Origin of the sequence: Rathayibacter sp. VKM Ac-2928, from assembly GCF_022815545.1 — a bacterium.
GTDB lineage: Bacteria > Actinomycetota > Actinomycetes > Actinomycetales > Microbacteriaceae > Rathayibacter > Rathayibacter festucae.
On record NZ_JALGRU010000004.1, the window covers coordinates 390,470 to 417,296 of the forward strand.

Genomic DNA, 26,827 nt, shown 5'->3' on the forward strand with positions numbered 1-26,827 from the left:
GGGGACCGCCGCTGCAGACCGCCCCGGTCCCCTGCGGACGGCCGGGCTTCCGGCCGTGCCCGCTCCCGCGATCAGGGCGAGGGGCAGGAGGATCGAGACGCCGGGGCCCCAGCCGGTGAGCTCGAGGGTCCAGTCGCCGAGGGCGGTGCCGAGCGCGAAGGTGACGAGGACGGTGAGCCAGTAGAGCGCCTCGCGAAGCTCTCGCCGACGGTGGTGCAGAGGATCTTGATGATCCAGAACCAGATCGTGACCTCGGGGACCTTGCTGAGCAGCCGGTGCACCGGGAAGCGGGTCGTCGTCGTTGACGTGTCCATGCCCGCGGAGTCCCAGCCGGGACGGGGGCGGCGGCTCGGGATGCGCCCTGCTGCGTTGTGTTCGCTCACAACGACCAGAAGCTCCCGAACGCGATCGGGTCGGCACCGAGCCGAGGAGCCGAGGCTCTGTGGTTTCACAACGGATGCGGGGGAATCCTCCGCCACCACAGGCCGCGCGTTCGTAGCGTGTATTTCCTTCGGCGCGCTCCGCGTCGAGAGACGAGGACGACACTGATGCCGAACCGGGAACCCGCGACAGACGGTGCGATCGCCTATCGGGCGGCGCGGCGCTGGCCGCTGATCTCGGCGGGCCTCGCGGTGCTGCTCACCGGACTCCTGGCCGCGCTGATCTTCTACCGCGAGCACGACAAGCCGTTCGGGTTCGACACCGCGTGGATGAACGAGGTCGTCGAGCACCGGTCCACGTTCTGGCTGGTGCCGTCGCTGGTGATGAACAGCCTCGGCGGCGGGATCGTCGGCACGATCGTGGTCCCGCTCGTCGTGTTCGCGGCGCTGCTGGTCTGGCGGGGTCGGTGGGCGGCGACGTACTTCGCGATCGCCGCGCCGCTGAGTGGGCTGCTGGTGCAGATCCTCAAGAACGCGGTGGGGCGTCCGCGGCCGCTGGAGATCCTCGTGAACGCCGACTTCGGCTCGTTCCCCTCCGGCCACAGCGCGAACGCCGCCACGACCGCGGTGGTCCTCGCGATCGTCTTCCCGCTGTGGTGGGTCCGGATCGCCGGTGCCTTCTACACGGTGGCGATGATGCTCAGCCGCACGTACCTCGGTGCGCACTGGATCTCCGACACCGTCGGCGGGCTGCTCCTGGGCGCCGGCGTAGCGCTGATCGTCTGGGCGCCGCTCGCGGTCCGGCTGCACACCGAGCGCGTGTCGTCACCGCCGCCCCTCTGGCGGCGGGTCGACCAGCGACGCTCACTCGGCTGATGCCCCGTCAGGGCCGAGGCTTCACCAGATCGCCGCGAAGGACTACGAGAAGGACGACGGCTACGACCGACCCGGACGCGACCAGGCCGGCGAGCACGACGATCTGGAAGACGCCCGCCGCCACCGGCGAGAGTCCGCCGAAGACGGCGCCGATGAACGCACCGGGCAGGACGACGAGACCCGTGGTCCTCGTCTGGTCGGTCAGCGGCACGAGCCCGGTCCAGGCCGCCTCCCGCGCCAGGCCGAGCGTGGCCTGCCGCGGCCGCGCGCCGAGAGCCAGCCAGCCCTCGACCTGATCCCAGCGGTCGGCGAGCGTCGCGGCCAGCGCTCGACCGGTGACGGTCGCGACGGTCATCGCGCCGCCGAGGAGGATCCCGCCGACCGCGAGGACGTAGCGGCCGGTGAACGGGACGGCCCCGAGCCCGAAGACGATCCCGGCGCTCACCGCGACCCCGGCCGCCATCGCCGCGGTGACGGCGAGGACCGTGCGCCGGGTGCGGCCGAGGCGACCGGCCGCGGTGAGCACCGCGGCACCGAACATGACGGCCAGGAAGAGCAGGACCCAGTGGAGGTCCGCGATGACTCCCGAGAGGATCACCGCGAGCACCCCGAGCTGAACAGCCCCACGGAGGATCGCCAGCGCCGGCCGCGCGAACGAGACGACTCCGAACGTGCGGAGTGCGGCGATCGAGACCGCCCCGCACACGGCGACGGCGAGGATCACGGCAGCAGCGTCCACGGCGCCGGTCATCCGTCGGCTCCTTCCGGCTCGGCCGATCCGCTGGCAACGGCGCTGACAGCGCGCCGGTCCGGGGGCGGGTGGGCGCTGTACACATCTTCAACGACGACGGCCGAGGGCACAGCGGGCACGCCGCCGCGGTCGTCGAGCATGGCGGGATGACGCACCTCGCCGCCCCGCGCCTCCGGTCCCGTCCCGACCCGCGCCGCCTCCTCGCCGGGCGGTACGGCGCCTCCACGGTGCCCGAGGCGACGGCGCTGTTCTGGATCCTGAAGGTGCTGACCACCGGGATGGGCGAGACGGCGTCGGACTTCCTCGCGACCGCGTTCGACCCCGTGATAGTGGTCGTCGCGACCGGGCTCGCGTTCCTCGCGGCCCTCGGGCTGCAGTTCGCGGTCCGCCGGTACCTCCCCTGGGTGTACTGGCTGGCCGTGCTGATGGTGAGCGTCTTCGGCACGATGGCCGCCGACGTGCTGCACGTCGTCGCCGGCGTCCCCTACCTCGTCTCCACCCTCGGGTTCGCGGTGGCTCTCGCCGCAGTCTTCGCCGTGTGGTGGCGGATGGAGCGGACGCTGTCGATCCACTCGATCACGACGCCGCGCCGGGCCCTGTTCTACTGGCTCGCCGTCTCCGGGACGTTCGCGCTCGGCACCGCAGCAGGCGACCTGACCGCGTCGACCCTCGGGTTCGGCTACCTGCCCTCCGCGGTCCTGTTCGCGCTGATCATCGCGGTGCCGGCCGTCGCGCACCGGTTCGCGGGGATGACTGCGGTCCTCGCGTTCTGGTCCGCCTACGTCGTCACCCGGCCGCTCGGTGCGTCGGTGTGCGACTGGCTCGCGGACCCGGTGAGCCGCAGCGGGCTCGGCCTGGGGACGGGCCCGGTCACGCTCGCCGCTCTGGCGGTGTTCCTGCTGCTGGTCGCCGTGATCGCGGTCGGCCGTCGGCCACGCGCGGCCGCACCGGCGCCGACCGTCTGACGACCGCGGTCAGGCGGCGTCGCGGCGGGCGCGGTTCTTCTGCCGCCAGTAGGTGAGCGCGATCCCGGCGAGGCTGATCACGACGATGCCGACGAGGACGATGTCGATGTACTTCCCCACGAAGTCCGCGACGCCGGGGATCCGCCCGAGGAAGAAGCCGAGCAGGATGACGCCGGTGGACCAGACGGCCGCGCCGAGGGCGTTGAAGCCGACGAAGTGGGCGTAGTGCATCTTCCCGACGCCGGCCGCGACGGGGGCGAAGGTGCGGACGACCGGGACGAAGCGGGCGATGGTGACCGCCCAGCCGCCGAAGCGGTCGAAGAACTTCTGGGTGCGGGCGACGCTCGAGCGGCTGAACAGGCCGCTGTCCTTGCGCTCGAAGATCCGCGGGCCGGTCTCGCGGCCGATGACGAACCCGAGCTGATCGCCCAGGAACGCGGACGCGGCGACCATCAGGATCACCAGCGGCACCGGGAGGGAGATCACGCCGGTCGCGACGAAGACTCCGGTGAAGAAGAGGAGGGTGTCGCCGGGGAGGAAGAACCCGATCAGCAGGCCCGTCTCGACGAAGGCGATCAGGCAGACCAGGGCGATCGCCCAGGGGCCGGCGCCGTCGAGGAGGGATTGGGGGTCGATCATCGGTTCTCCTTGGGAGGGGTGTGGTCGGGATGCGTCGTGGGGAGTCGGATCTCGACACCGAGGCCGTGGGGGGCGAGGTTGCGGATCGTGAACTGTCCGCCGGCGGCCCGGCTGAGCCCGGCGACGATGGCGAGGCCCAGGCCGGCGCCGCCCTCCCGGGAGCGGGCGTCGTCCGGGCGGGTGAAGCGGTCGGTCGCGACGGCGAGGAACGCGTCGGGGACGCCCGGGCCGTCGTCGTCGACGGAGAGGACGATCTCGTCGGCGCGCTCGACGAGGGTCGCGGTGACGCTGCCGCCGTCGGGCGTCGCGGTGACGGCGTTCGCGAGCAGGTTGTCCAGGATGCGGCCGAAGTCGGTCGGGGAGACCGGGTAGCGGGCTGCGGTGATCGAGGCGGGGGCGACGAAGTCGATCGCGAGATCCCGGTCGCGGGCGAGCATCCGGGCGCGGTCGACGCTGTCGGCGACCTCCTCGCGCAGGGCCGCCGAGGAGGCGTCGCCGGCGACGGTGCCGGCGTCGATCCTGGAGAGGATCAGCAGCCCGTCGGTCAGGGACTGGAGGCGGTCGATCGAGCGGCGCGCGTCGACGACGTCGGCGTAGAGCGCCGCCGGATCGTCGCGGACGCGCTCGGCGAGCTCGAGGCGGGTGCGCAGGGCAGCGAGGGGGGTCCGCAGCTCGTGGCTCGCGTCGGCGACGAGCCGCCGCTCCCGGTCCGCCGACTCCCGCAGATCCGCGATCAGCGCGTTCAGGGTCGCGGCGAGGTCGGAGAGCTCGTCGCGGGCGGGCCCGACAGGGAGGAGCTCGGTGGAGCGGCCGTGGCGCAGCCGGTCGGCGATCGCGCGCATCCGGCCGACGGGGCGCAGCGCGAGGCCGACGAGGAGCCAGGAGGTGGCGGCGAACGCGACGAACAGGATCGCCAGGGCGATCAGCAGGGTGGTGCTGACACCGCCTACGACCGCCTCGGCGGTGTCGCGGCTCTCCTCGATCAGCGCCTGCGACGCTCCCGAGCGGACGAGCTCGATCGTGGAGGCGTCGAGGATGTGATCGAGCTGCTCGCGGACGATGACCGCGACGACGCCGAAGAACAGCATCGCGACCAGCAGGCTCGACACCGTGATCCGCACGCGGATCGACAGCGACCGCCAGCTCACGGCTTCACTTCGAGGCGGTAGCCCGCACCGCGCCGGGTGGTGATCTCGACCGACGCCCCGCCGGCAGCGAGCTTGCGGCGGAGGTAGCTGACGTACTGCTCCGCGATGTTGTGGTCGACGAACTCCGCGGAGCCCCAGACCTCGAGCAGGATCTCCCCCCGCGGCACGAAGTCGCCGGCCCGCGCTGCGAGCGCGCGGAGCACCCCGAACTCCTTCGGGCTCAACGGCAGCACGGACCCGTCGACGGAGGCGGTGTGCGTGTAGGGGTCCACCCGGAGATCGCCGAGCACGACCGGGGCGCGGTTCGTCAGGCGCTCGCGGCGGATCATCGCCCGCAGGCGGGCGGAGAGCTCCTCGAAGTGGAACGGCTTCGCGAGGTAGTCGTCGGCGCCGGCATCGAGGCCGAAGACCCGGTCCTGCAGCGCGTCGCGGGCGGTGAGCATGATCACCGGGAGCGTGGCGCCGGTCGCGCGCAGGTGCCGGCAGATCTCGAAGCCGCTCATGCCGGGAAGCATCACGTCCAGGACGGCCGCCGCGTAGTCGGTGCCGCGCGCCGCGTTCAGCGCACCGATGCCGTCGGGGAACAGGTCGACGTCGTAGCCGTCGCCGGTGAGACCTCGCACGAGGAGCTCCCCCATCTCGACGTCGTCCTCCACGACCAGCACCGCGTCACGCATCAGGGCCTCCCACGGTCATGGTCGCACCGGCGACGGGTGGGAGTCGGCCGGATCCGCGGAGATATGGACGTTCTCAGCGCCGGACGCAGGATGTGCAGGAAGCCCCGGGCTCGGGTGGGTGAGGCGGGTGTGCTGCGGCCCAGGTCCTTGCCGGGGTGGATCTCGATACGCCCGCTTCGCGGGCTACTCGATCAGCATGGGAATGCGCGCGCCGGCCGGTCCTGGTCCGCACGGGTGGTCAGCAGCAGGTGCAGGAGGCGGTGCTCTCGGCGGTGAGGGCGGCGACCGGCTGCGTGCAGGCGTCGCCCCGCCACGCCTCGAGGCCCTCGCGGACGGCGAAGGCGGCGATGGCGAGACCGGCGACCGGGTCGGCCCAGGTCCAGCCGAGGGTGCTGGTGAGCAGCAGGCCGACGAGGACGGCGGCGGAGAGGTAGGAGCAGAGCAGGGTCTGCTTCGAGTCGGCCACGGCGGAGGCGGAGCCGAGCTCCTCGCCGGTGCGCCGCTCGACCAGGGAGAAGGCCGGCATCACGAGCAGGCTGACGGCTGCGAGCACGATGCCGACGGGGGAGTGCTGCGCCTCCGAGAAGCCGAGCAGGGCGTGGACGGAGTCGACCGCGACGAAGGCGGCCAGGCCGAGGAAGGACAGGGCGATCACGCGCAGGGCCGTGCGCTCGCGGGCGTGCGGATCGCGGCCGGAGAACTGCCAGGCCACGGCGGCCGCCGAAAGCACCTCGACGACGGAGTCGAGGCCGAATCCGACGAGCGCGCTGGAGGACGCGACCGTTCCGGCCGCGAGGGCGACGACCGCCTCGACGACGTTGTAGCCGATGGTCGCCGCGACGATCCAGCGGATGCGCCGCTGCAGGACGCGGCGGCGGGCCGGGGCGAGCGGGGCGCGGAGCGGGAGGGCGCTCATGCGCAGTGGCAGTCCGTACCGGAGCAGCAGTCCGGGTCGACCACGAGGACCAGGCGCAGCAGGTCGTCGAGCGCGCCGGCCAGGCGGGTCTCGGCCAGGCGGTACCAGGTGTAGCGGCCGTCCTTGACGGCCTCGACGAGTCCGCAGCCGCGCAGGCAGGCGAGCTGGTTGGACATCACCTGCCGGGACACGCCGAGCGCGTCCGCCAGATCGGAGGGGACGGCCGGCGCCTCGCGCAGTGCGAGCAGGATCCGCGCCCGGGTCTCGTCCGCGAGAGCGGAGCCCAGGCGCGCGAGGGCGGCGGAGTGGGTCACGGTCACGGTCGCGGTGTCGGTCACGCGGCCACAGTACACGCAGTGCTGTATCGATGGCGAGAGCCGAAGTGCGACGGCGCCGCGCGTGCTCAGCCGGAGTCCGGGCCGTCGCCGGGGACGAAGCGGTAGCCCATCCCCGACTCCGTGAGCAGGTGGCGGGGGCGGGCCGGCTCGGGCTCGTGCTTCTTCCTCAGCTGGGCGAGGTAGAGGCGGAGGTAGCCGGTGTCCGTGCTGTGGCTCGGTCCCCAGATCTCGTGCAGCAGGGTCTGCCGGGTGACGAGCCGGCCGGGGTTCCGCACGAGCAGCTCCAGCACGCGCCACTCGGTGGGGGTGAGCCGGACCGCGGTCGGGCCGTCGCCGGTGCGCCGGGTGACGGCCCGCGCGGTGAGGTCGACGACGTGGTCGCCGAGGACGACCAGCGAGCCGGTCTCCTGCGTGCCGAGCCGCCGGGTGAGGGCGCGGAGGCGGGCGAGCAGCTCGTCCATCGCGAAGGGCTTGGTGACGTAGTCGTCGGCGCCGGCGTCGAGGGCGTCGATCGTGTCGGCGGCGCCGGTGCGGCCGGAGACGACGAGGATCGGCGCGGTGCTCCAGCCGCGCAGTCCGCGGATCACGTCGAGGCCGTCGAGCCCGGGCAGGCCGAGGTCGAGCACGACGAGGTCGGGACGCCGCTCGGCGGCGAGCGCGAGGGCGCTGGTGCCGTCCTCGGCCGTGACGACGTGGTAGCCGCGGGCGCCGAGGGTGATCCGGAGGGCGCGCAGCAGCTGCGCGTCGTCGTCGGCGAGGAGGACCCTCATCGGCCTCCCTCCCGGGGCGTCGGTGCGGGCGCGGAAGCGGTCGGCGGCGGCGCGAGCGGGAGGGTGACGACCATGGTCAGCCCGCCGCCGGGGGTGTCTTCGGTGTCGAGCGTGCCGCCCATCCCCTCGGTGAAGCCCTTGGACAGGGCGAGGCCGAGGCCGAGGCCGGTGGTGTTGTCGGTGTCGCCGAGGCGCTGGAACGGGACGAAGACGTCGGCCCGGCGCTCGGGGGCGATGCCCGGTCCGTGGTCGGCGACCCGGATCTGGAGCGTGCCGGCGAAGCCGCTGGTCGAGATCCGCACGCGCCGGTCGGCCGGGGAGTGCCGGACGGCGTTGGCGAGCAGGTTCACCACCACGCGCTGGAGCAACCCCGCGTCAGCGAGCGCCGGCGGCAGGTCGAGGTCGAGGTCGAGGTCGAGCTCCGCCGGTCCGAGGCCGAGCTCGTCGATCGCGGGGAGGACGACGTCCGAGGGGTCGACGGGGGCGAGGGAGACGGCGAGCACCCCGGCCTGCAGCCGGGTGACGTCGAGGAGGTTCGTGACGAGGTCCGCGAGGGTGCCGAGGCTCTCGTCGGCGGTGGCGAGCAGCTCCGCGCGGTCCGCGGCGCTCCAGGCGATGTCGGTGGAGCGCAGTCCGCTGATCGCGGCGGTCGCGGCGGCGAGCGGCCGGCGCAGGTCGTGGCTCACGGCCGAGAGCAGGGCGCTGCGCACCCGGTCGGTCTCGGCGAGAGGAGCGAGGCCGCTCGCCGTCTCGCTGAGGTCCTCGTGCTCGAGGGCGGCGTCGAGCTGGGCGACGACGACGGAGAGCAGGCGCCGCTCGCCCGCGCCGACGGGGCGGCCGTGCAGCTCGAGGACGGCGGTGCGGCCGACCGGGACGGTCTCGTGCTCGCCGCCGGGCTCGCCGTCGGCGCCGACGAGCTCGGAGCCGCGGAGCAGGCGGACACCGGTCAGACCGAAGGCCTCGCGGGCGCGCTCGAGGATCGCCTGCAGGGCGTCCTGGCCGCGGATGACGCCGCCGGCGATGGTGGCGAGCAGCTCGGCCTCGGCGCCGGCCCGGCGGGCGGTGCGGGCGCGGCGGGCGGCGCGGTCCACGACGGCGCTGACCAGGATCGCGTTGGCGATGTAGAGCAGGAGGGCGAGGGCGTGCAGCGGTTCGTCGACCGTGACGGTGTAGAGCGGGTCGACGAAGAAGAAGTCGAGGGTGAGCCCGGACAGCACGGCGGCGAACAGTGCCGGACCGAGGCCGCCGGCGAGGGCGACCAGGACGACGAGGACCTGGTAGGCGAGGACGTCGCTGGTGATCGACTCGTCGCTCCGGAAGGCGGCGAGCAGCCAGGTGAGCAGCGGCCCGCCGACGAGGGCGAGCAGCAGGCCGAGGACGCGCCGCTTCAGCGTCAGCGCTCCGCCGAGCCGGGGCAGCGCGGGCGAGCGGCCCGCCGAGGCGTGGGTGACGATGTGGACGTCGATCGTCCCGGACTCGCGGATGACCGTCGCGCCGATGCCGGGGCCGGTGAGCGCGGCGGCGAGCCGGCTCCTGCGGCTGACGCCGAGGACGAGCTGGGTGGCGTTGACGGACCGGGCGAACTCGACGAGGGCGCGGGGCACGTCCTCGCCGACGATCTGGTGGTAGCTGCCGCCGAGGGTGTCGACGAGGGCGCGCTGCTCGGCGAGCACCTCCGGGCGGGCGGCGCGCAGGCCGTCCTGGCTGGTGACGTGCACGGCGAGCAGCTCGCCGCCGGAGGAGCGGGCGGCGATGCGGGCGCCGCGGCGGAGCAGGGTCTCGCCCTCGGGTCCGCCGGTGAGGGTGACGACGACGCGCTCGCGCGCCTCCCAGGTGCTGTCGATGCCGTGCTCGACGCGGTAGCCGTTCAGCGCCGAGTCGACCTCGTCGGCCAGCCACAGCAGCGCGAGCTCGCGCAGCGCCGTGAGGTTGCCGAGCCGGAAGTAGTTCGACAGGGCGGCGTCGATCCGCTCGGACGGGTAGACGCGGCCGGCCGCGAGCCGGTCGCGGAGGGCCTGCGGGGCGAGGTCGACGACCTCGATCTGGTCGGCGCCGCGCAGGATCGCGTCGGGGATCGTCTCGCGCTGCGGGACTCCGGTGATCTGCTGGACGACGTCGTTGAGCGATTCGATGTGCTGGATGTTGACGGTGGAGACGACGTCGATCCCGGCGTCCAGGAGGGTCCGGACGTCCTGCCAGCGCTTCTCGTGGGCCGAGCCGGGCGCGTTGGTGTGCGCGAGCTCGTCGACGAGGGCGATCCCGGGGCGCCGGGCGAGGACGGCGTCGAGGTCCAGCTCGTCGAGCCGCACGCCGCGGTGCTCGAGGGTGGTCCGCGGGACGACCTCGAGCCCGGTGACCATCGCTGCGGTCGCGGCGCGGCCGTGGGTCTCGACGAAGGCGACGACGACGTCGCGGCCCTCGCTGCGGAGGCGCCGGCCCTCCTCGAGCATCTCGTAGGTCTTGCCGACGCCCGGGGCGGCGCCCAGCAGCACCCGGAGCCGCCCCGTCCTCATCGCCGTCTCAGCTCGCCTGCGCCGCGAGGGCGAGGTTGAGCTCGAGGACGTTCACGGTCTCGTCGCCGAGGAACCCGAGATCGCGTGCCTGGGTGTGCTCGGCGACGAGAGCGCGGACGTCCTCCTCGGTGAGCCCGCGGGCGGCGGCGACGCGGGCCACCTGGATCGCGGCGTAGGCGGGGCTGATCTGCGGGTCCAGACCCGAGGCGGAGGCGGTGAGGGCGTCGGCGGGGACGGCGGCCGGGTCGACGCCGTCGAATGCGGCGATCGCGGCGCGGCGCTCCTGGATCGCGGCGATGAGGTCCTCGTTCTCGGGGCCGAGGTTGGAGCCGCTGGAGGCGCTCGCGTCGTAGCCGTCGCCCGCGGCGGAGGGCCGGGACTGGAACCACTCGGGCAGCGGGTTCCCGTCGGCGTCGGTGAAGGACTGGCCGATGAGGCTCGAGCCGACGGTCTCGCCGTTCTCGGTGAGCAGGGAGCCGTTCGCCTGGCGGGCGAAGGCGACCTGGCCGATTCCGGTGATCGCGAGGGGGTAGAGGACGCCGAGGGCGACGGTGAGCACGAGGAGGGCGCGGAGGGCGACTCCGTACTGCCGGAGCCCGGTGCGGGGGGTGGTCATGGGATGGTCTGCTTCCTGCTGAGGAGTGCTGGGAGTGCTGGGAGTGCTGGGTCCGGCTAGAAGCCGGGGAGGAGGGAGACGACGAGGTCGATCAGCTTGATGCCGACGAACGGCGCGATCACCCCGCCGAGCCCGTAGACGAGGAGGTTGCGGCTGAGGACCTTCGAGGCGCTGAGCGCGCGGTAGGCCACGCCGCGGAGGGCGAGCGGGATGAGGGCGATGATGACGAGCGCGTTGAAGACGATCGCCGAGAGGATCGCCGAGGACGGCGAGTGCAGCTGCATCACGTTCAGCACGGCGAGGCCGGGGAAGACCCCGGTGAACATCGCGGGGATGATCGCGAAGTACTTCGCGATGTCGTTGGCGATCGAGAAGGTGGTGAGCGCTCCGCGGGTGATCAGCAGCTGCTTGCCGATCCGGACGATGTCGATCAGCTTGGTCGGGTCGGAGTCGAGGTCGACCATGTTGCCGGCCTCCTTCGCCGCCGACGTGCCGGTGTTCATCGCGACCCCGACGTCGGCCTGCGCGAGCGCCGGGGCGTCGTTGGTGCCGTCGCCGGTCATCGCGACGAGGTTGCCGCCCTCCTGCTCCCGGCGGATGTACGCGAGCTTCTGCTCGGGGGTGGCCTCGGCGAGGTAGTCGTCGACGCCGGCCTCGGCGGCGATCGCCTTCGCGGTGAGCGGGTTGTCGCCGGTGATCATCACGGTGCGGATGCCCATCGCGCGCAGGTCGGCGAAGCGCTCCTTGAGCCCCTCCTTGACGACGTCCTTGAGGTGGACGACGCCGAGGATCCTGCCGGTGCCGCTCGCGTCCTTCACGGCGACGACCAGCGGGGTGCCGCCGCTCTCCGAGATGCGGTGCACCTGCGCCTCGAGCTCGGCGGCGGCGGCGAGCGGGCCGCCGTCCGCGAGCCAGGCGGTGACGGCCGAGCCGGCGCCCTTGCGGATCATCGCGCCGTCGGGGAGGTCGAGGCCGCTCATCCGGGTCTGCGCGGTGAAGGGCACGACCTCGGCGGAGAGGACCTCGCTCGCGAGCGCCTCCTCGCGGATCCCGCGGGCGGCGGCGAGGTCGACGATCGACTTCCCCTCGGGCGTCGGGTCGCTGAGGGAGGAGGACGCGGCGGCGCGGATCAGCTCGTCCTCGCCGGTCCCGCCGACGGGGACGAACTCGGTGGCGCGGCGGTTGCCGTAGGTGATGGTGCCGGTCTTGTCGAGCAGCAGCGTGGTGACGTCGCCGGCGGCCTCGACGGCGCGGCCGGACATCGCGAGCACGTTGCGCTGCACGAGCCGGTCCATGCCGGCGATGCCGATCGCGGAGAGCAGGGCGCCGATGGTGGTCGGGATGAGGCAGACCAGCAGGGCGACCAGCACCGGGACGCTGACGGGGGCGGCGGCGTAGGAGGCGATCGGGTTCAGGGTGAGGGTGACGACGAGGAAGACGATCGAGAGGCTCGCGAGGAGGATGTTCAGCGCGATCTCGTTCGGCGTCTTCTGGCGCGAGGCGCCCTCGACCAGGCCGATCATCCGGTCGACGAAGGTCTCGCCGGGCTTCGAGGTGATCCGCACCACGATGCGGTCGGAGAGCACACGGGTGCCGCCGGTGACGGCGCTGCGGTCGCCGCCGGACTCGCGGACCACGGGGGCCGACTCGCCGGTGATCGCGGACTCGTCGACCGAGGCGATGCCCCAGACGATGTCGCCGTCGCCGGGGACCAGGTCGCCCGCCTCGACGACGACGTGGTCGCCGAGCTGCAGGTCGGCCGAGGAGACCTCGCGCACTTGGCCGTGGGCTGCGGCGCCGTCGCCCGCGCGGTACTCCAGCAGGCGGCGGGCCATCGTGCTGGTGCGGGTCTGCCGGAGGCTGTCGGCCTGCGCCTTGCCGCGGCCTTCGGCGACCGACTCGGCGAGGTTCGCGAAGACGACGGTCGCCCAGAGCCAGAGCGCGATGCCCCAGGTGAAGGAGCCGGGGACCGGGGAGCCGCCGGACTCCTGCGCGCCGCCGAGGAACGGTTCGGCGATCGCGAGGACCGTGGTCAGCGCGGCGCCGACCTCGACCAGGAACATCACCGGGTTCCGCACCATCAGGCGCGGGTCGAGCTTGCGGAGCGCGCCGGGCACGGCGGCGAGGATCTGCTCGGGGCTGAACGCGGAGGCGCCGCGCCGCGGGGTCTTCTCTGGGGTGGGGGAGGCGGCGGGTCGGTCGAGAGTGGCGGTCATGACTGCAGTCCTTCTGCGAGGGGTCCGAGTGCGAGGACGGGGAAGTAGGTGAGGGCGGTCACGATGGCGGTGACGCCCACGAGGAGGCCGACGAACTGCGGCCGGTGGGTGGGGAGCGTGCCCGCGGTGGCCGGTGCGGCGCCCTGCCGGGCCAGCGAGCCGGCGAGGGCGAGCACCATCACGATCGGCAGGAACCGGCCGAGCAGCATCGCGACTCCGAGGGCCGCGTTGAACCACGGCGTGTTCGCGGTGAGCCCGGCGAAGGCCGAGCCGTTGTTGTTGGCCGCGGAGGTGAAGGCGTAGAGCACCTCGGAGAGGCCGTGCAGGCCGGGGTTCCAGATCGACGTGCTCTCGACGTCGGCCCGCACCGCGGGGATCGCGAAGCTGAGCGCGGTGCCGGCGAGCACGAGGGTCGGCGTGATGAGGATGTAGATGCTGGCGAGCTTGATCTCGAGCGGGCCGAGCTTCTTGCCCAGGTACTCCGGCGTCCGGCCGACGAGCAGCCCGCCGATGAAGACCGCGAGGACGGCGAGCACGAGCATTCCGTAGAGGCCGGAGCCGACGCCGCCGGGGGCGACCTCGCCGAGCATCATGTTCAGCATCGGCAGCATCCCGCCGAGGGCGGTGTAGGAGTCGTGCATCGAGTTGACCGCGCCGGTGGAGGTGAGGGTGCTGGTGGCGCCGAAGAGCGTCGAGCCGACGATCCCGAACCGGGTCTCCTTGCCCTCCATCGCGCCGCCGGCGGCCTGCGGGGCGCCGCCGCCCCCGCCGAGCTCCAGGAGCGTGAGCGCGGTGAGGGAGACGAGGAAGATCGTCGCCATCGCGGCGAGGATCGCGGAGCCCTGCTTCGCGTCGCCGACCATCCGCCCGAAGGTGCGGGGGAGGGAGAACGGGATCGCCAGCATGAGGACCACCTGCAGCAGGCTGGTCCAGGCGGTGGGGTTCTCGAACGGGTGCGCCGAGTTGGCGTTGAAGAAGCCGCCGCCGTTGGTGCCGAGCATCTTGATCGCCTCCTGCGAGGCGACCGGGCCGCCCGGGACGCTCTGCGTGGCGCCGGTGACCGTGGTGACGTCAGTGAAGCCGGTGACGTTCTGGATCACGCCGCCGGCCAGGAGCAGGACCGCGCTCAGCACGGCCAGGGGCAGGAGCAGCCGGAGGAGGCCGCGGGTGAGGTCGACCCAGAAGTTGCCGATCGTGCCGCTGCCGCGCCGGGCGAAGCCGCGGACGAGCGCGATGGCGACGGCGATGCCGACCGCGGCCGAGACGAAGTTCTGCACGGCGAGGCCGATCAGCTGGACGGAGTAGCCCATCGTCACGTCGGGGGAGTACGACTGCCAGTTCGTGTTGGTCACGAACGAGATCGCCGTGTTGAACGAGAGCCCCTCCGGGATCGCCGGGAACCCGAGCGAGTACGGCAGCACGGCCTGCGCCCGCTGGATCGCGTAGAGCATCAGCACGCTGACGAGCGAGAACGCGAGGACGCCGCGCAGGTAGGCCTGCCAGCTCTGCTCGGCGCGGGCGTCCACGCCGATGAGGCGGTAGAAGCCGCGCTCGGCGGCGAGGTCCTTCGGCGAGGTATAGAGGTGCGCCATGTAGTCGCCGAGCGGGCGGTGCAGCAGCACGAGGATCAGGGCGGCGGAGGCGACCTGCAGGATCGCGAGGAAGGCGGCCATCAGAAGCGCTCCGGCTTCACGAGGGCGACGACGAGGTAGCCGATCGCGGCGATCGCGAGGACCGCGGCGAGAGTGTCGAGGACGATCACGCCCGGTCCCCTCCCTTCCGCGCGTCGCGGGGGTCGGCGACGCCGGCCCGGAGGCTCAGCTTCTCGACCCCCTTAGCGAGGACGCCGAGGAGGGTGAAGACGGCGAGGACGCCGATCACGGAGACGAGGTCGAGCACGGGAGGACTCCATCCGGAGGCGGATCGTGACCGCGGATCCGCGGGCACGTGCCAGAGCTGGCACGAGCACTCACTAGACACCTCCGCGGCCCGCCGTCCGGCGGTGCTCACGGTTCCCATACGGCTTGACGGCGGAACCTCACGGGTTCCCTACGCCAGCGGTCGAGCGCCTGCCGTCGGGAGCTCCCGACGCCGCGTCACTCCGGGACGGCGGCGGCCCTTCTCGCCTTCCGCTCGCGGCGGTCGCTGCGAGCGACGCTGACCACGAGCGCGATCGAGAGGCCGATGAGGACGTACTCGACGAGCGCGGCGACGACGTCGCCGCCGAAGCCCGGAGTGGTGGACTGGTCGTCGCCGCCCTGCTGCAGGAAGCGGGCGAAGTCGCCGAGCCCGTGCAGCAGGATCGGCACCCACAGCGTCCCCGTCGCGCGGAGGGCGCCGTAGAAGATCGCGCCGTCCATCGCCAGGAACGCCACGGCGAGCGCCGTCGCGGGCAGCGGGACGCCGTTGATCAGATAGCCGGCGGTGTGCGCGAGGCCGAACGTGATCGAGGTGATCAGCAGCGCGGCCAGCTCGCCGTGGTGCCCGCGGACCGCCACGCGGAAGAGACCGCGGAAGTAGAGCTCCTCGCCGACGCCGATCAGCAGGCAGCCGACCAGGTAGACGAGGACCATCGGCAGCGCCCGCTCCGCCCAGGGCACGGCGAGCAGCAGCAGCACGGTCTGCACGACGAGGACGACCGGGATCGCGAGCAGCCACCAGCGCCGCCGCTCGGTGAACGGCGACGGCGCCGTCCACGCCTCGCGCAGCCAGCCCGCGCGCCGCGCGAACAGCAGGCCGATCACGATGAGGACGCCGACAGGCAGCCAGGTCCCGATCACGAAGTCGAGTGTCTCGTCGCCGCCGGCGAGCGGATCGAGCACCGTGCCGACGCCGGCCGCGATCAGCACGTAGAGGACGGCGGCCGCGATCCCGACCGGGATCGTGCGGGGGACCGGGCGGTGATCGGTGCTCGCGGTCATGCGAGTGCTCCTTCCGAGACGGCGCCCCGGGTCCGACGGCGCTCGCCGAGGACGAGGACGAGCAGCAGGATCAGCCCCGTCGCGATGACGAGGAGGGTGCTGAGGGCGGGCAGGATCCCGGCGATCGTGCCGGCGGGGTGCGCGCCGTGCAGGAAGAGCGTGGGATCGGTGGACGCGTGCAGCAGGATCGGCCCGAGCAGCGTGCCGGTCACCCGGAGCGCCAGGTACATCACGACGCCGAAGCCGAAGGTGTAGACCACCTGGAGCGCGGTGACGGCGACGCCCTGGTCGCTGGTGAAGACGTTGCCGATGTGCAGGGCGGCGAAGATCCCGGCCGAGACCAGGGCGACCCGGGTCTCGCCGTGGCCGCGCTTGCGCATCAGGTTCACGACGAAGCCGCGGGTGAGCGTCTCCTCGGCGAAGCCGACGAACAGGCCGGTCAGCAGCCAGGAGGCGATGAGCGCGCCGCCCGCGCCGGCGTAGTCGAGATCGAGCAGGGCGGACACGTTGATCGCGAGGACGACGGCGACCCCGATCCACATCCAGCCGCGGCCGCGGATCCGCTGCGGCGCGAACAGCTCGCGCAGCCAGCCGAGCGAGAGTGCGAAGAGCACCAGCAGCACGCTCGCGAGCAGGATCGGCAGCCCGACCGAGAAGAAGACGTCCGTCGCGGATCCCTCCTCGCCGCGGAGGGGACTGCCGGTGTCGCCGACCACGAAGCCGATCAGCTCGTAGAGGCCGTAGTAGACGGCCGCCAGCAGCAGCGCCCGCCGGCCCCCGCCGCGCTCCCAGAACCGCCGCCACGCCGATGCCGTCCGCTGATCGTCCACGAGTACCCCCCTCGTGCCGGCCCGGTGCGGAGCCGACGGCCCCACGCTAGCGGCGGGGGAGGCGCCGGCGTCGGTCGTGCTCCCCCTCGGGGGTCAGGCGGGGGCCGGTCGCCCCGGGAGCGCTCTCAGCCCTTCCGGTCCCGCCGCAGGAGGCGGCTCAGCTCGTCGTCGATCGTGGCCAGCGGGGAGCAGCGGGCGATCGACGCCGCCATCTCGACGGCTCGGGCGCGGTAGGCGGGGTCGCGCAGCACGGCGCGGATCGCCGTGCCGAGCGCCTCGGCGGAGGGACGCCCGGTCCGCAGGTCGAGGCCGACGCCGAAGTGCGCGACGCGGGCGGCGACCTCGGGCTTGTCCTCGGCGGCGCCGGCGACCACGAGTGGGACGCCGTGACGGAGGGCGAGCAGGGTGCCGCCGAAGCCGCCGTTGGTGACCATCACGGAGGTCAGCGGCAGCAGCTGCTCGTAGGGCAGGAACTCCGCGGCGCGGGCGTTCGCCGGCAGCGGGCCGAGGGAGGCGAGCGGTGCGCGGCCGGTGCTGACGACGACGAGCACGTCCTCGTGCGCGAGCGCCTCGAGGGTGGGGCGGACGACCTTCCCGAAGTCGTGGTTGTCGAGCGTGCCCTGGGTGACGTGCACCACCGGGCGGCCGTCGTGCAGGTCGGCCCACCAGTCGGGCAGGGCGGCCGGCGAGGGGGTGCTCGGGATCGGTCCGGCGAACACCACGTTCGGGCTGAGGTCCGAGCGGGGGTACTCGAACTCCGCCGGGCCCAGCTGCACGAAGCGGTCGAACGCCGCGGTGAAGTCCAGGACGAAGGTGCGGAGGGGCACGCCCGCGGTGTCCAGGGTCAGCCGCTCCGCGAGCCGTTGGGTCTTCGCGAAGAGCAGGCGGGCCACGAGGAGGTTCAGCGCGCGGTTCCGCAGCCGCCCGAGCGGCGTCGCGGAGGGCGGCAGTGCCGTGTTGAACGGGGCGACGTCGCGGCTGACCTGCACGAGCGGGCCGATGCCGACGCCGAGGATCGGCGGGCGCGAGGATGGGTCCGCCTCGAGCAGCGGCAGGATCCCGGCGAAGAAGGAGTCGGTCACGACGGCGTCGATCCGCTCCCGGTCGAGGATCGCCCGGACGGCGCGGTGCTGCTCCGGCAGGGTCGCGACGAACGTCTGCTCGACCTGGTACCGCGAGAGCGCGAGGCCGCGGTGCCGGTGCAGGTCGGGCAGGAAGCTCGCCTCGTCGCGCTCGTCGAAGTCGGCTCGACCGGTGAGGGCCTCGTGGTGCAGGCCGGCGTCGTGCACGCGCTCCTCGAAGGCGGAGCCGGTCAGCACGATGACGTGGTGCCCCCACTCGGCCAGATGCCTGCCGATGGCGAGCAGCGGTGCCAGGTGACCGTAGAGGGGAGTGCTGCAGAGCAGGATGGTGGCCACGACGGCTCCTCGATCAGGTCGGTTCGGGGTGGTGCTCGGAGTCTTCGGGGTGGTTCGCGGGGCTCTCGGCGTGCGGCGGGAGGAGCAGGCGGGTGAGCGCGTCCCCGAGGAACCGCTCGAGCTGCTCGGCGCTCCAGCCGCGGTCGAGGGCGAGCAGGTTCCAGAGCTGCGGGCTGGCGAGGGCGTAGAGGATGTCGCCCGCCTGCTCCGGGGTCATGTCGTCGCGCAGCGGACCGCGCACGAGCCGGGCGAACGCCTGCTGGTCGGCGAGGCGGCCGGCGCTCTGCCGGGCGAGGTCCTCGCCGAGGTCGGGGTCGTCCTGCGCGGCGGCGGCCATCACGTTCCAGAGCGGCGCGGCCCGCTGCGCCAGGGCGACGGAGTGGTGGGCGAGCTGCCGCAGCTGCCGCTCGGGATCGGACTCCGCCGCGACCGCCGCGACCCAGTCCTGGTCGGTGACGCCCGCCTCGGAGTCCTCCCCGGTCGTCATCGCCGCCGTGAGCGCGCGGAGCACGTCGGCCTTGCCGCCGATCGCGAGGTAGATGGTCTGCACGGAGGTCCCCGCCGCGCGGGCCAGCTGCGAGATCGTCGTCCCCGCGTAGCCCTGGCTGAGGAACAGTCCCGCGGCGGCGTCGAGGATCCGCGCCCGGGTCTGCGCCCGATCGGTGTCGCCGCGCTCACGCCGCCGCCGGGCGTCGTAGGGGCGGGAGGCCGCCCTCTGCTCGTCGCCGCCGCTCATCCCGACGGGCTCACGGCGGCGGGCGCCGGGGAAGTCGCGGCGCGGATGGGTGCGGCGGTCACGGAGGTGTCTCCAGGAGTCAAGAGGTGGTGGGTGCGGAGGGAGGCGGATCGCTCGTGGCGATATCGTGCGACTTCGCGTTTCTCACTATAACGACACTCCAGCGAGATGTGCGGACCTTGTGGTCAGGGGGAGTCGATCGCGTCCACAGCGTCCTCGGCAGGTGCCGCCCGGTCGTCGATCACCCGCAGCCTTGCGACCGCGCTCGCGAAACCGCGGCGGTCCCGGGTGGCGAGCACCCCGACGAGCGCCGCCAGGACGAGCAGCGTCGCGCCGGTCCCGGAGCCGGGCAGCGGGGAGGCGAGCGCGGCCGCCCATCCGCCGGACCCCAGCGCCCAACGGACCAGCCGCTGCCACAGCACCGGCGTCGTCGAGGGCGTCAGCCGGACGACGGCCTCGCCGATCGTCCGCCCGGTGCGCAGCACCAGCACGAGCTGGAGTGCCGGCGCCACGAAGGCGAGGACGCCCAGCACCAGCGGGCTGAGCCCCGGCGGCACACCCGGCTCGAGGAGCGCGAGGCCGAGCGCGGTCACCGACGCCAGCGCCCCCGACACCAGGGTCAGCACGAGGGCGTCGCAGAGCATCCCGAACAGCCGGCGCCGCAGGGTGACCGGCCGCGGCTGCCCCGCGTCGCGCTCGCTGCGCCGCCCGGTGAGCAGGACGAGCACGGGAGCGAGCACCGTGCCGAGCAGGGCGCCCGCGGTGTTCGCCAGGATGGTGGTGGCGTCCGCGTCGGCGATGTCGTCGACGTAGCTGGCGATCGCGGCGAGGACGAGCGACTTCTGGTCGGCGGAGAGCGAGGAGACCTGGAGGCCTTCCTTGGTCGGGGGGAACGCCCAGTCGTCGCCGGGGCCGGGCACGAGGTCGGAGTTGACGTCGCTGAGCTTCGCGGTCGCCTGCTGCTCGCTCGTGAGGGAGGAGAACGCGGCGGTGAAAGCGGCTTCCTTCTCGGCCATCGGGTGGTTCGTCGCGCCGTCCCATTCGAAGTCGCCGTTGGGCTCGATGCCGCGGAAGGAGGGGGTCGCGCCGGCGAGGGAGCCGTCGATGTAGGTGTTCGCGACAGCGAGGTGGTGGCCGCCGAACTGGAACTCCCAGGTGCCGGTGTCCTGAGGGACTCCGAGGAAGGCGACGAAGAACTGGGAGCGGCCGTAGTCGTCGCCGCCCCCGTTGTCCGCGAGGTAGTCGTCCGCGTTGAGGTGCTGCTGGACCTCGTCATAGCCGAGGCCGGTGGCCGTGCCGATGGTCGCCTTCAACAGCGACTCGAACAGAGCGAACTGCGCGTCGGAGAGGTCTCGGATGCTCAGCCCCAGCCGCGGCGGCTGCGCGACCCGCGGGACCGGGCATGGGAACGCAAGCGTGTCCGACAGCCGATCGGCGACCGGGACACGTCCGAGCCGCACGCAGAGCGCGACTGAGCAGAAGAGCGGTGCGCGTGGGCCGGACGCCCCCGCACCGCTCCTCCGGCTCGGCGGCGTCAGCCTCGGTCCCCGGCCGTGACGTGGCTCCCCGTGCGGGTGGGTAGTCCTACTCATCGACAGGTCGGGGCGGAATGCCTACAGTGAGCGGCACGCGGCCTCGGGCTCCTTCGATGCGGCCGCGGCGTCCGGAACCACTCCTCACTGCCGAGAAAGGCGACCGATGTCGTCCTACGCCGCTCCTCGTCCGCTCGCCCGTCCACTGCTCGCAGTGCTCGTCCTGCTGCTCCTGTTCGCGACGCTGATCGCAGCGCCACCCGCGCGGGCGGCGGAGGCGTTGGAGGTTGAGCCGAACGGGTCGACGGCGACTGCTCAACCGCTGGCGCTCGGAACGGGCGTCGCCGCCGTCTTCGGGCCGTCCGGAGACTGCGACAACAATTTCTACGACTGCGACGTCTACCGGATCGCGGCGCCGAGCGCGGGGCGGCTCGTCCTCGACCTGCGGTTCTCGGACTCCCTGGGCACCGCCTCGTCGTTCGAGCTGGTGGTCCAGGACGCCCGAGGCGACTACATCTACACCGAGACGATCTCTTCAGCCGACTACGACGGAAGCCGACTGCGAGGCCTCGGGATGTACGTGGACTCGGGCACGTCCTATGTCCAGCTGAAGACCCGCGTGGCCGGATTCAGCAGCGGGTACATCTGGTCCGGTCAGGCCTACTCCCTCAGCGCGAGCCTCACTCCGGGCGTCGTCGAGACGGAGAAGAACGGCACGACCGCGACGGCCGACGTCATCACCCTCGGACAGACCATCGAGGGATCCATCTTCGACGGTGACTGCAACAGCTCCGACTGCGACTACTTCCGCCTCCAGCTCCCCTCTCCCGCACGGTTGAGCATCGACTTCCGGTTCGCGTGCGACCTCGGGACGGGGAAGGTCTACTCGGTCTCTTCCTACGACAACGCCGGGAACCGGCTGACGACAGCCGACCTCCAGGGTTCGGATTGCGAAGGGGAGACGTTGCGGGCCATGACCGTCGCCGCTCCCGCAGGGAACGTGTACTTCCTCGTTTCCGCCCGCACAGGAGGAGTCACGGCAGGCCTGCCGTATCGGCTCACCGTCACCCGCACCGACACTCCCGCACCCGACGTCGATGTGACGCGCCTTGCGGGGAGCGATCGTCAGGGGACCGCCGTCGAGATATCGAAGGCGACCTTCGCGCCGGGAGTGCCCGTCACTTACGTCGCTACGGGCGGCAAGTTCCCCGACGCGCTCGCCGCCGCCCCGGCCGCTGCGACGCAGGGAGGCCCGCTGCTCCTCGTCGACCGCGACACCATGAGCCAGAGCGTCCGAGACGAGCTGAGCCGCCTCCGGCCGGCGAAGATCGTCGTCGTGGGCTCCGCGCTCAGCGTCGGCGACGGACTCCTGAACGAGCTGCGAGGCTACGCGGGCTCGGGCGGGATCCAGCGCATCGGAGGCGTCGACCGCTACGACACGGCCGACAGGATCGTCCGCTACGCGTTCCCCTCCGGCGCGAGCAGGGCCTGGATCGCCACGGGTGAGAAGTTCCCCGACGCCCTCGGCGCCAGCGCCGCGGCGGGATCCGTCGACGCCCCCGTGCTCCTCGTGAACGGCGGACAGGCATCGGCTGCACCCGCGACCCGGCAGCTCCTGACCGACCTGGGCACGAGCTCGCTCACCATCGCCGGCAGCAGCCTCTCGGTGAGCGAGGGCATCCGCAGCTCACTCGGCGTCCCCTCGACGAGAATCGGCGGGACCGACCGCTACGACACCTCCGAGCAGCTCAACCGGGCCGCGTTCACAGCGGCCGAGACCGTCTACTTCGCCACCGGCGAGAACTTCCCCGACGCCCTCGCCGGCGCTACCGCCGCCGGCTACACGAGCAGTCCCCTGTTCGCGGTCCGCCCCGACTGCGTCCCCCGCAAGGTCCTCGACGACATCACCGCCCTCGGCGCCGACAGAGTCATCCTCCTCGGAGGACCCGGCACACTCTCCGACGACGTCGCACGACTGAAGGCCTGCTGACCGGAGGACCGCGTGCAGAAGGGCCTCCCCGCCGATCCGTCCGGCGGGGAGGCCCCGTGCGTCTCTTCAGATGCCGCGTTGAGCCATCCAAGGGGCTCTGACGTCACGGGCGTGCGCGCATTCTCTTAGTCGGCCGCAGCTCGATCGGGGGTGCTGCGCGCTTCCGGTCGGATCCTCTTGTCAAGCACGATCGATGTCCCGTATGGGGATCGTTCAACGGGACACTGAGCGCGCGTCTCGGGCGGGCCTTCCGCCGACCAGGTCGCCGCCCTCGAGCGCATCGCCAGGGGATCACGGAGCCCCGACGGTGTCTCCGCCCGTTCGTCGTCAGTCGCCCTGGAGCGGGAAGACGTCCCCGTTGAACGGGGAGAGGTCGAGCCACAGGTATCGGTAGCTGCGCTCAGCGAAGAGCCAGCGGCCGTCGCGGCGGACGAGGCGGTCGGTCCAGATGCCGTTGGTGCGGTAGTAGCGTTCGGGTGCGGGGTCGGTCATGGGGTGCTCCTCGATCGGTCGTGGCAGCGGCCTCGTCGAGGCGCCCGGGTGCGGGGCCGGTCCGCGGTCCGGCCGGCGGGAGAGCTTCCGGACTCGGAGAACAGCGATCGCGGACGCCCGGCAAGAGCGGATCGGATGCTTGACAGCGAGCGCTCCGACTCGACGGGGTACTCCACGAGGGCGATTCACCACCGTTCCGAGGGCTCTCACGCTAGGAAGGGACCATGCCGTCCACTCCCGATCGTCTCCGTCCCCTCCGCCGCAGCACGCGGGTCCGCTGATGACCTCGGACTCCAGCGGTTTCGACGCGGCGGTCGTCGCGTTCTCGGCTGCCCTCGAAGGGCGGATCGATCCAGAGGTCAGGACCTTCCCCGACCTCTTCTGCGAGGACGGGACGATCGAGGTGCCGTTCGACGGCGACGGCGACAGCGCGCCGATCGTCGGCCGGCCCGCGATCGAGCGCATGGTCGCCGGTCTCGCGGGCTTCCTGCGCTTCGAGCGGGTCGACTTCACCAGCGTCCTGCCGACCGATCGACCCGATGTCCTGGTCTGCGAGTACGTCGGCGTCCTCGTCCGCGCCGACATGCCGGGAGCGCAGCGCCGACGGTACATCTCCGTTCTCACCCTCCGCGACGGGAGGATCGCGCACATCCGCGAGTACGGAGGGCCGTTCCTGCCCGCTGACCGGTGACCGGGTCCGCTGTCCACGGGTGCGGAGCTGCCGGTGAACGCTGCGGCTGGTCGAGCGGGGTGGCGGCCACGTCCTACTCTCGGAGGACTCGTGGTCGCGACAGAAGGGCATCGCCGTGCGGATTCTCATCATCGGAGCGGGCGCGACCGGTGGTGCGTTCGGGAGCCGCCTGCAGGAAGCCGGCCGCGACGTCACCTACCTGGTGCGTGCCGGCAGGGCCGAATCGCTGCGGAGAGACGGACTCCGCTTCGTCTCGCCTTCGGAGGACCGCACCCTCGACGTGACGACACTGGTCGTGGGGGAGGAGGCGCCCGCCTTCGATCTGGTGCTCGTGACGGTCAAGGCGTCGGCGCTGGAGGACGCCGTGGCCGATGTCCGTGCCTGGGTCGACGCGAAGACGCTCGTGCTGCCGATCCTCAACGGCACGGCGCACATCGACCTGCTGCAGACCGAGTTCCCCGGGCGAGTGCTCGGCGGCTCGGCCAAGATCGTCGCGACTCTCGACGGCGGCGCGGTCCGCCAGATGACCGGGCTCTCGGTGCTCACGATCGGCTCGCTGACGGACGCACCGGTGCCGGCCCACGTGGCCGAGGCGCTCGACGTCCCCGGCATCGACCTGCGGGTGTCCGATGACGTGCTCTCCGCGCTGTGGGAGAAGTGGGTCTTCATCGCCGCAGCGGGCGTCGTCACCTGCCTCTTCCGCAGCGCGATCGGCCCGGCCCTCGAGGCGGGGGCCCTCCCGTGGATCCTCGACGCGATCGAGGAGGCGGAGACCGTCGCCGACGCGGCAGGCCTGCCGGTGTCCGCCGCGGCGCACGAGCAGTCCCTCGCGATCCTCACCGAGGAGGGGTCCGCCTTCACGACCTCGCTCTACCGCGACCTCGTCGCCGGCCTGCCCACCGAGGCCGAGCACCTGCTCGGCGACCTCGCTCGTCGAGCGCGGGAGCTGAGCGTCCCGACGCCGCTCCTCGACCTCACCCTCGTGCAGATCCGAGCAGGAGCTCCGGCTCAGGCGCCCGCCATCGCTGGTGGAGCCTCCCGCTAGAGGATGGTCCAGCGGGCGTCCGGCAGGGCGTCTCCATGCCGACGACGAGCGGCCCGCTCGCAGGGGGGCGAGGGTAGCGACGCGCGGATAGTGTGCACTGCGTAGTTGACGTCGCTCGGAAGGGACACCTGAGTTCGGTGATCGCCGCGATCGCCATCCTCGGGATGATCGTCGCACCCGTCGTGCTGACCTACCTCTCCATCAGTGAGAGAGGAATCGGCATGGGATTGATGCCCACCGACGAGGAGGCTGCAGCAGGGAAAGCCTTCCTCCTCGCGGCTGGCATCGTCGCCCTCATCAGCGCTATCAGCGTCTGGGTCCTCACCGTCGTTCGCGCGACAAGCGGGGCCCATGCTCACCACGGGTGGGAAATCGTCTGGTGCATCCTGGCGTTGCCGACCGCACTCGTCGGCTTCGCCCTCGCGGCCATCGCCTCCCACATGCCGTAAGGCCGTCCCTCGACTCCCGAGCGATGATCACGGCGGCGCAATGCCAGGCCGACCGTCGCGCGCGGATGATGATCTGGCGGGCCTCCGGTAGGGGGTGGGGCTACGTACGCGCAGGGCTCGTGCGACCAACCGGCCCACGGCTGATGTTCTCGGCGCCGGCCGCTGGTTCGATGGCTTCGTGATCGAATCCGCGAAGCAGAAGTGGTCCAACCCTGAGCCGAAGATCCACCGAGCGCTGGCACGCTGGGCGGCCGACTGTGCAGAACGAGCGTTGCCCGTATTCGAGGAATGGGACCCGGCCGACACTCGCCCGCGACGGGCGCTCAACGTCCTCCGGGCTTGGGAGCGAGGAGAGGTCCCGATGACGGATTGCCGCTCCGCTGCGTTCGCGGCTCACGCCGCCGCACGCTCCGCCACTCAGGCCGGCGCTGCCGGAGCGACCGCAGCCGCGAGAGCGGCCGGCCAAGCCGCCGCCGTCGCCCATATGTTCGACCACTCTCCCCACGCTGCGACCTACGCAGCGAAAGCGATCGCGCTACACGGGATGGAGGAGGGCGGTGTCGAGGCTGAGCGGCGGCGCCAATGGGAGATGCTCGACCCAGACCTTCGGCCGATCGGCTTCCCAAAGGGGCTCTAGGCGTCCCGTGTCGTGCGGGCGTCCGTTAGGGGATCGCTGAACGGACGCGCATGCCCTGGGAGCTGCTCTCTCAGTGCTCGGCTCTCCGAGAGCGCCCTCGAGGTCTGTGCAGCGCTGGGGGGACCGAATCGGGTCTCCCACTCTCGCCGTGCATCGTCGTTCTATGAACGTGTGGGGTCGCGAGGACGCCCATCGTTCGCAACGGCATCACGGATGCCGAGAGCAAGGAGGAAACCCATGCGTGGAGTGGTCATGCACACCGCCGGCGATGTTCGAGTGGAGGAGCGGGAGGACCCGACGATCGTCCACCCGACCGATGCCATCGTGAAGCTCACCGCCACGTGCATCTGCGGATCGGACCTGTGGCCCTACCGCGGTGTGGAACCGGCGGATCATCAGGCGATGGGTCACGAGTACGTCGGCATCGTCGAGGAGGTCGGCGCGGACGTGAAGACAGTGAAGCCGGGCGACTTCGTCGTCGGCTCGTTCGTCATCTCCGACAACACCTGCGAGATCTGCCAGGCAGGCTTCCAGTCCAAGTGCGTTCACGCCGAGTTCGTGGCGGCGACCATCGGCACGCAGGCCGAGAAAGCTCGGATCCCCTACGCCGACGGGACCCTCGTCGCCACCCCGGGCCAGCCGGACGCGGACCTCATCCCGTCGCTGCTGGCCGCTTCCGACGTCCTCGGAACCGGCTGGTACGCCGCGGTCGCGGCCGAGGCCGGACCCGGTAAGACGGTGGCCGTCGTCGGCGACGGAGCAGTGGGACTGATGGCGATCCTCGCCGCGAAGCAGCTCGGTGCAGAGCGCATCATCGCCATGTCGCGGCACAAGGACCGGCAGGAGCTCGCCCGGTTCTACGGAGCGACCGACATCGTCGAGGAGCGCGGCGACGAGGGAGTGGCACGGATCAAGGAGCTCACCGGCGGCCTCGGAGCCCACTCGGTCGTGGAAGCGGTCGGCACGCAGGAGTCCTTCATGCAGGCCGTCGGCGCCACTCGCGGAGGCGGCCACCTCGGCTTCGTCGGCGTGAACTACGGCGTGCAGCTCCCCGGCATCGACCTCTTCATGGCCGGCATCCACACCCAGGGCGGGCCGGCTCCTGTCCGCCGGTTCCTGCCGGACCTGATTCAGCTGATCTGGGATCGCGCGATCGACCCGGGCAAGGTCTTCGACCTCACCCTTCCGCTCGAGCAGGCGTCTGAGGGCTACAAGGCCATGGACGAGCGCCGCGCGACGAAGGTCCTCCTCACCCTCTAGCCGCCACCGTCCCGAGGCGCC

27 protein-coding genes are annotated in these 26,827 nt (G+C 72.3%); 8 read left to right on the forward strand and 19 right to left on the reverse strand.

Annotated elements, in window-relative coordinates:
• Positions 1-548 precede the first annotated feature (548 nt).
• Positions 549-1,256 carry a phosphatase PAP2 family protein gene (locus tag MT350_RS16320; protein WP_243600023.1) on the forward strand — a complete coding sequence of 236 codons (708 nt, stop codon included), beginning with the start codon at positions 549-551 and terminating at the stop codon, positions 1,254-1,256.
• Positions 1,257-1,263: 7 nt separating this feature from the next.
• Here MT350_RS16320 and MT350_RS16325 read toward each other — a convergent pair whose 3' ends face one another.
• The gene (locus MT350_RS16325; protein WP_243600024.1) at positions 1,264-2,007 is read right to left on the reverse strand and encodes an ABC transporter permease; all 744 of its coding nucleotides are present in this window, start codon (positions 2,005-2,007) and stop codon (positions 1,264-1,266) included.
• A gap of 146 nt (positions 2,008-2,153) precedes the next feature.
• Between MT350_RS16325 and MT350_RS16330 the strand changes: the two genes are divergently transcribed.
• Positions 2,154-2,972, forward strand: coding sequence for a hypothetical protein (locus MT350_RS16330; protein ID WP_243616269.1), 819 nt, complete (start codon positions 2,154-2,156; stop codon positions 2,970-2,972).
• A gap of 9 nt (positions 2,973-2,981) precedes the next feature.
• Here the strand turns inward: MT350_RS16330 and MT350_RS16335 are convergent, their stop codons facing one another.
• From MT350_RS16335 to MT350_RS16415, 17 genes are all read right to left on the reverse strand, one after another.
• Positions 2,982-3,611 carry a DedA family protein gene (locus MT350_RS16335; protein WP_243600025.1) on the reverse strand — a complete coding sequence of 210 codons (630 nt, stop codon included), beginning with the start codon at positions 3,609-3,611 and terminating at the stop codon, positions 2,982-2,984.
• Positions 3,608-4,759 carry a HAMP domain-containing sensor histidine kinase gene (locus tag MT350_RS16340; RefSeq protein WP_243616270.1) on the reverse strand — a complete coding sequence of 384 codons (1,152 nt, stop codon included), beginning with the start codon at positions 4,757-4,759 and terminating at the stop codon, positions 3,608-3,610. The genes MT350_RS16335 and MT350_RS16340 overlap by 4 nt, the downstream gene beginning before the upstream one ends.
• Positions 4,756-5,436: a response regulator transcription factor gene (locus MT350_RS16345; protein WP_243616271.1), complete on the reverse strand. Its 681-nt coding sequence runs from the start codon at positions 5,434-5,436 to the stop codon at positions 4,756-4,758. Before MT350_RS16345 ends, MT350_RS16340 begins: the two co-directional genes overlap by 4 nt.
• A gap of 238 nt (positions 5,437-5,674) precedes the next feature.
• Positions 5,675-6,352 (reverse strand): cation diffusion facilitator family transporter, encoded by a 678-nt coding sequence (locus MT350_RS16350; RefSeq protein ID WP_243616272.1) that lies wholly within the window; start codon positions 6,350-6,352, stop codon positions 5,675-5,677.
• A complete protein-coding gene (locus tag MT350_RS16355) occupies positions 6,349-6,690 on the reverse strand; it encodes a helix-turn-helix transcriptional regulator (RefSeq protein ID WP_243616273.1) in 342 nt (113 codons plus the stop codon). Before MT350_RS16355 ends, MT350_RS16350 begins: the two co-directional genes overlap by 4 nt.
• A 65-nt stretch (positions 6,691-6,755) precedes the next feature.
• A complete protein-coding gene (locus tag MT350_RS16360) occupies positions 6,756-7,460 on the reverse strand; it encodes a response regulator (RefSeq protein WP_243616274.1) in 705 nt (234 codons plus the stop codon).
• Positions 7,457-9,973 (reverse strand): ATP-binding protein, encoded by a 2,517-nt coding sequence (locus MT350_RS16365; RefSeq protein ID WP_243600031.1) that lies wholly within the window; start codon positions 9,971-9,973, stop codon positions 7,457-7,459. The genes MT350_RS16360 and MT350_RS16365 overlap by 4 nt, the downstream gene beginning before the upstream one ends.
• Positions 9,974-9,980: 7 nt before the next feature.
• A complete protein-coding gene (kdpC, locus tag MT350_RS16370) occupies positions 9,981-10,589 on the reverse strand; it encodes a potassium-transporting ATPase subunit KdpC (protein WP_243616275.1) in 609 nt (202 codons plus the stop codon).
• A 56-nt stretch (positions 10,590-10,645) separates the two neighbouring features.
• Entirely contained in the window at positions 10,646-12,805 is a 2,160-nt protein-coding gene (gene kdpB, locus MT350_RS16375) for a potassium-transporting ATPase subunit KdpB (protein WP_243616276.1), read from the reverse strand.
• Positions 12,802-14,478: a potassium-transporting ATPase subunit KdpA gene (kdpA, locus tag MT350_RS16380; RefSeq protein ID WP_243616277.1), complete on the reverse strand. Its 1,677-nt coding sequence runs from the start codon at positions 14,476-14,478 to the stop codon at positions 12,802-12,804. Before kdpA ends, kdpB begins: the two co-directional genes overlap by 4 nt.
• Entirely contained in the window at positions 14,478-14,567 is a 90-nt protein-coding gene (locus MT350_RS16385) for a potassium-transporting ATPase subunit F (protein ID WP_123446358.1), read from the reverse strand. Before MT350_RS16385 ends, kdpA begins: the two co-directional genes overlap by 1 nt.
• Positions 14,564-14,704, reverse strand: a complete 141-nt coding sequence (locus MT350_RS16390) for a hypothetical protein (protein WP_243616278.1) — start codon at positions 14,702-14,704, stop codon at positions 14,564-14,566. The genes MT350_RS16385 and MT350_RS16390 overlap by 4 nt, the downstream gene beginning before the upstream one ends.
• Before the next feature lie 197 nt (positions 14,705-14,901).
• The gene (locus tag MT350_RS16395) at positions 14,902-15,726 is read right to left on the reverse strand and encodes a CPBP family intramembrane glutamic endopeptidase (RefSeq protein WP_243616279.1); all 825 of its coding nucleotides are present in this window, start codon (positions 15,724-15,726) and stop codon (positions 14,902-14,904) included.
• Positions 15,723-16,556: a CPBP family intramembrane glutamic endopeptidase gene (locus MT350_RS16400; protein WP_243616280.1), complete on the reverse strand. Its 834-nt coding sequence runs from the start codon at positions 16,554-16,556 to the stop codon at positions 15,723-15,725. Before MT350_RS16400 ends, MT350_RS16395 begins: the two co-directional genes overlap by 4 nt.
• Before the next feature lie 125 nt (positions 16,557-16,681).
• Positions 16,682-17,974, reverse strand: a complete 1,293-nt coding sequence (locus MT350_RS16405; protein ID WP_243600037.1) for a glycosyltransferase — start codon at positions 17,972-17,974, stop codon at positions 16,682-16,684.
• A gap of 13 nt (positions 17,975-17,987) precedes the next feature.
• Positions 17,988-18,710, reverse strand: a complete 723-nt coding sequence (locus MT350_RS16410; RefSeq protein ID WP_243600038.1) for a TetR/AcrR family transcriptional regulator — start codon at positions 18,708-18,710, stop codon at positions 17,988-17,990.
• 185 nt (positions 18,711-18,895) lie between these two features.
• The gene (locus MT350_RS16415; RefSeq protein WP_279392412.1) at positions 18,896-20,302 is read right to left on the reverse strand and encodes a DUF3500 domain-containing protein; all 1,407 of its coding nucleotides are present in this window, start codon (positions 20,300-20,302) and stop codon (positions 18,896-18,898) included.
• A gap of 106 nt (positions 20,303-20,408) precedes the next feature.
• Between MT350_RS16415 and MT350_RS16420 the strand changes: the two genes are divergently transcribed.
• Positions 20,409-22,232, forward strand: coding sequence for a cell wall-binding repeat-containing protein (locus MT350_RS16420; RefSeq protein ID WP_243616281.1), 1,824 nt, complete (start codon positions 20,409-20,411; stop codon positions 22,230-22,232).
• 327 nt (positions 22,233-22,559) lie between these two features.
• Here the strand turns inward: MT350_RS16420 and MT350_RS16425 are convergent, their stop codons facing one another.
• On the reverse strand, positions 22,560-22,724 hold the full coding sequence (locus MT350_RS16425; protein ID WP_243600041.1) for a hypothetical protein: 165 nt from the start codon (positions 22,722-22,724) through the stop codon (positions 22,560-22,562).
• A 280-nt stretch (positions 22,725-23,004) separates the two neighbouring features.
• Between MT350_RS16425 and MT350_RS16430 the strand changes: the two genes are divergently transcribed.
• The 5 genes from MT350_RS16430 to MT350_RS16445 all read left to right on the forward strand — a co-directional run bounded on the left by MT350_RS16430 (position 23,005) and on the right by MT350_RS16445 (position 26,806).
• Entirely contained in the window at positions 23,005-23,415 is a 411-nt protein-coding gene (locus tag MT350_RS16430; protein ID WP_123735699.1) for a nuclear transport factor 2 family protein, read from the forward strand.
• Positions 23,416-23,530: 115 nt separating this feature from the next.
• On the forward strand, positions 23,531-24,460 hold the full coding sequence (locus tag MT350_RS16435) for a 2-dehydropantoate 2-reductase (protein ID WP_243616282.1): 930 nt from the start codon (positions 23,531-23,533) through the stop codon (positions 24,458-24,460).
• Positions 24,461-24,597: 137 nt separating this feature from the next.
• Positions 24,598-24,909, forward strand: a complete 312-nt coding sequence (locus MT350_RS16440; RefSeq protein ID WP_243600043.1) for a hypothetical protein — start codon at positions 24,598-24,600, stop codon at positions 24,907-24,909.
• Positions 24,910-25,087: 178 nt separating this feature from the next.
• Positions 25,088-25,546: a putative immunity protein gene (locus tag MT350_RS20605; RefSeq protein WP_374204659.1), complete on the forward strand. Its 459-nt coding sequence runs from the start codon at positions 25,088-25,090 to the stop codon at positions 25,544-25,546.
• 237 nt (positions 25,547-25,783) lie between these two features.
• The gene (locus MT350_RS16445) at positions 25,784-26,806 is read left to right on the forward strand and encodes a zinc-dependent alcohol dehydrogenase family protein (protein WP_221180897.1); all 1,023 of its coding nucleotides are present in this window, start codon (positions 25,784-25,786) and stop codon (positions 26,804-26,806) included.
• Positions 26,807-26,827 lie beyond the last annotated feature (21 nt).

Coding starts and splice junctions, on each gene's coding strand:
- MT350_RS16320 (WP_243600023.1), top strand. CDS start 549: ATGCCGAACCGGGAACCCGCGACAGACGGTGCGATCGCCTATCGGGCG.
- MT350_RS16325 (WP_243600024.1), bottom strand. CDS start 2,007: ATGACCGGCGCCGTGGACGCTGCTGCCGTGATCCTCGCCGTCGCCGTG.
- MT350_RS16330 (WP_243616269.1), top strand. CDS start 2,154: ATGACGCACCTCGCCGCCCCGCGCCTCCGGTCCCGTCCCGACCCGCGC.
- MT350_RS16335 (WP_243600025.1), bottom strand. CDS start 3,611: ATGATCGACCCCCAATCCCTCCTCGACGGCGCCGGCCCCTGGGCGATC.
- MT350_RS16345 (WP_243616271.1), bottom strand. CDS start 5,436: ATGCGTGACGCGGTGCTGGTCGTGGAGGACGACGTCGAGATGGGGGAG.
- MT350_RS16350 (WP_243616272.1), bottom strand. CDS start 6,352: ATGAGCGCCCTCCCGCTCCGCGCCCCGCTCGCCCCGGCCCGCCGCCGC.
- MT350_RS16360 (WP_243616274.1), bottom strand. CDS start 7,460: ATGAGGGTCCTCCTCGCCGACGACGACGCGCAGCTGCTGCGCGCCCTC.
- MT350_RS16365 (WP_243600031.1), bottom strand. CDS start 9,973: ATGAGGACGGGGCGGCTCCGGGTGCTGCTGGGCGCCGCCCCGGGCGTC.
- kdpC (WP_243616275.1), bottom strand. CDS start 10,589: ATGACCACCCCCCGCACCGGGCTCCGGCAGTACGGAGTCGCCCTCCGC.
- kdpB (WP_243616276.1), bottom strand. CDS start 12,805: ATGACCGCCACTCTCGACCGACCCGCCGCCTCCCCCACCCCAGAGAAG.
- kdpA (WP_243616277.1), bottom strand. CDS start 14,478: ATGGCCGCCTTCCTCGCGATCCTGCAGGTCGCCTCCGCCGCCCTGATC.
- MT350_RS16395 (WP_243616279.1), bottom strand. CDS start 15,726: ATGACCGCGAGCACCGATCACCGCCCGGTCCCCCGCACGATCCCGGTC.
- MT350_RS16410 (WP_243600038.1), bottom strand. CDS start 18,710: ATGAGCGGCGGCGACGAGCAGAGGGCGGCCTCCCGCCCCTACGACGCC.
- MT350_RS16415 (WP_279392412.1), bottom strand. CDS start 20,302: ATGAGTAGGACTACCCACCCGCACGGGGAGCCACGTCACGGCCGGGGA.
- MT350_RS16420 (WP_243616281.1), top strand. CDS start 20,409: ATGTCGTCCTACGCCGCTCCTCGTCCGCTCGCCCGTCCACTGCTCGCA.
- MT350_RS16425 (WP_243600041.1), bottom strand. CDS start 22,724: ATGACCGACCCCGCACCCGAACGCTACTACCGCACCAACGGCATCTGG.
- MT350_RS16430 (WP_123735699.1), top strand. CDS start 23,005: ATGACCTCGGACTCCAGCGGTTTCGACGCGGCGGTCGTCGCGTTCTCG.
- MT350_RS16445 (WP_221180897.1), top strand. CDS start 25,784: ATGCGTGGAGTGGTCATGCACACCGCCGGCGATGTTCGAGTGGAGGAG.